General features: G+C 73.7%; 1 protein-coding gene and 1 pseudogene. Both read left to right on the top strand.

The window, feature by feature from the left end; genetic code table 11:
• A pseudogene (locus FOE67_RS23355) lies at positions 1-1,326 on the top strand (TerD family protein); the annotation flags it as partial.
• Positions 1,327-1,540: 214 nt separating this feature from the next.
• The coding region (locus FOE67_RS23350; protein ID WP_182666817.1) for a TerD family protein at positions 1,541-2,217 on the top strand (677 nt) is incomplete at its 3' end.

Below are 2,217 nucleotides of genomic sequence, written 5' to 3'. Positions count from 1 at the left end.
GCCCCCACCCGGTCCCTCGCCGAGAACGACGGCTGGCGGAGTTCCCGTCTCTTCCCCGTCTCCTCCCTGCGCAGCGACCGGGAACGGGAGAACCGGGCCACCTCCATCCTGCTGTCGGTGATGACGCAGGTACCGGAATTCGGCCGGCGCCTCACCGCCGCCTTCGGCGCCCCGGCGGGCCGGTTGGAGACCTTCACCGAGGTCTCCCTCCCGCACGGGGACACCCCGGCCCGCCCGGACGGGGTGATCCGGGTCGAACGGGCCGGCAAGTTGTGGACCGCCCTGGTCGAGACGAAAACCAACGGCAACGCGCTGCGCTCCGAACAGGTACAGACCTACATGGACATCGCCACCCGGCGCGGCTACGAGGCGGTGATCACCCTCTCCAACGACGTGGCCCTGGAGGGTCGCCCCCTGGTGGACGTGCGGGTCGACCGACGCCGCAAGCACAAGGTCGCGCTGTGGCACCTGTCCTGGGCCGAGGTCACCCACCAGGCCCGCATGTTGATCCGTCACGAGGGGGTGCGCAACGCCTCGCACGCATGGCTGTTGAACGAACTCCTGCACTACCTGGAGCACGACAACTCGGGCTGCCACGGCTTCCAGAACATGGGCCCGGACTGGGTGCCGGTGCGCAAGGGCATCGACACCGAGACCCTGTGCCGGGGCGATCAACGCGCCGTCGGCGTGGTGGAGAGCTGGGAACGCCTCATCCGGCAGGTCTGCCTGCGCCTGGGCGGCGAACTCGGCCGGAAGGTGCTGCCGGTCCGTCGTTCCCGCCGGGGCACCGACGCCGCGACCCGACGGCTCGCCGCCGCCGACGAACTGTGCGACCTCGGCCGGCTCCACGCCGAGTTGCGCATCGACGGCACCCCCGGCCTGCTGGCCGTGACCGCCGACCTGCGCACCGGCAGACTGCGGACCTCCATCGCCGTCGACGCCCCGGAGCAGGGACTTCCGCTCACCCGGATCAAGCGCCTCATCCGGCGGCTCGACACCGCCCCGGCCGACCTGCACATCGAAACCCTCGTCGAGGGGGCGGGGAACGGTCCGCGCGGCACCCTGGAACGCCTGCGCCCCGAGCCGGGGGACCTCCTGCCGGGGGACGGGGCGGCGATCTCCGGCTTCCGGCTGTCCCTGTTCAAGGGCATGGGCACCGGGCGGGGGAACGCCGAATCCGGCTTCATCCGCAGCGTGGACGACGCCGTGGACCGTTTCCACCGTTCGGTGATCGCGCCGTTGGAAACCCGGCCCACCCGGCGCGGGCGGCCCCGGCCCACCGAGGGTTCGGAAACACCCGTGCCCGCCGGGGCCGGGGCCGGATGACGGCCGGCCGGGGCGTGCGGGAGCGGTGGGACGCCGACGACCGGCGAAGCGGACACGGCCGGCGAACGACCCGTGCTTCCCCTCCCCGGAAGAACGGAATGTCACGGAGGTGCCGTATGTTGCCGCGAGGCATGTGTGCCCGAATCCCCAGCGGATAAGGGTCCCCACCGGGTGACCAGGACGAGACGACACAGGGGGGCGGAACGTGCGGGAGATGGTCAAGGGCGCGAACGTCGCGCTGACGGGCCCCGACGGGGCGATCGGTCCCCTCATCGCGGAGGTGTCCCACGGCGGCACGCCGGAGGACCTGGACGTGTACCTCCTGCTGCTCGCCGCCGACGGCCGGGTGCGCGGCGACGCGGACCTCGTCTTCCACAACAACCCCGCCTCCGCCGACGGAAGCGTGCGCCTGGCGGGGAAGGCGGGCGGGGCGCCCGCCGGGGTCGGCTGCGCGGAGCGCGTCCGGCTCGACCCGGCGTCCGTGCCGGCGGAGGTGGAGCGGATCGTCCTGGCGGCGGCCCGGTACGACGGCGGCCGGTTCGGCGACCTGAAGGACCTGACGCTGACCCTCTGCGCGGCGGACGGCGGGGCACCGCTGCGCTTCGCCGTGACCGACGCGGGCCCGGAGAGCGCGCTGATCCTCGGCGAGCTGTACCGGCGGGGCGGGGTGTGGAAGTTCCGCGCGGTGGGCCAGGGGTACGACACCGGGCTCGTCGGCCTGGTCACGGACTTCGGCATCACCGTGGAGGAGGAGCCGGCCGCCCCGGGGACCGCGCCGGTGCCGGACCCGCCCGTGGCCGGCACCGTCCCCGCGGGCGGCGTTCCCTCCGGGCCGGTGCCGGCCCCGCCGCCGGCCGGGAGCGGCACGGCCGACCCTGTCTCTTATACACA

This window comes from Streptomyces calidiresistens (assembly GCF_014141525.1).
In the GTDB taxonomy this organism is placed as follows: Bacteria; Actinomycetota; Actinomycetes; order Streptomycetales; family Streptomycetaceae; genus Streptomyces; species Streptomyces calidiresistens.
The sequence above is the reverse complement of the archived record's forward strand: the minus strand, read 5'-3'. Positions and strand labels throughout refer to the sequence as shown.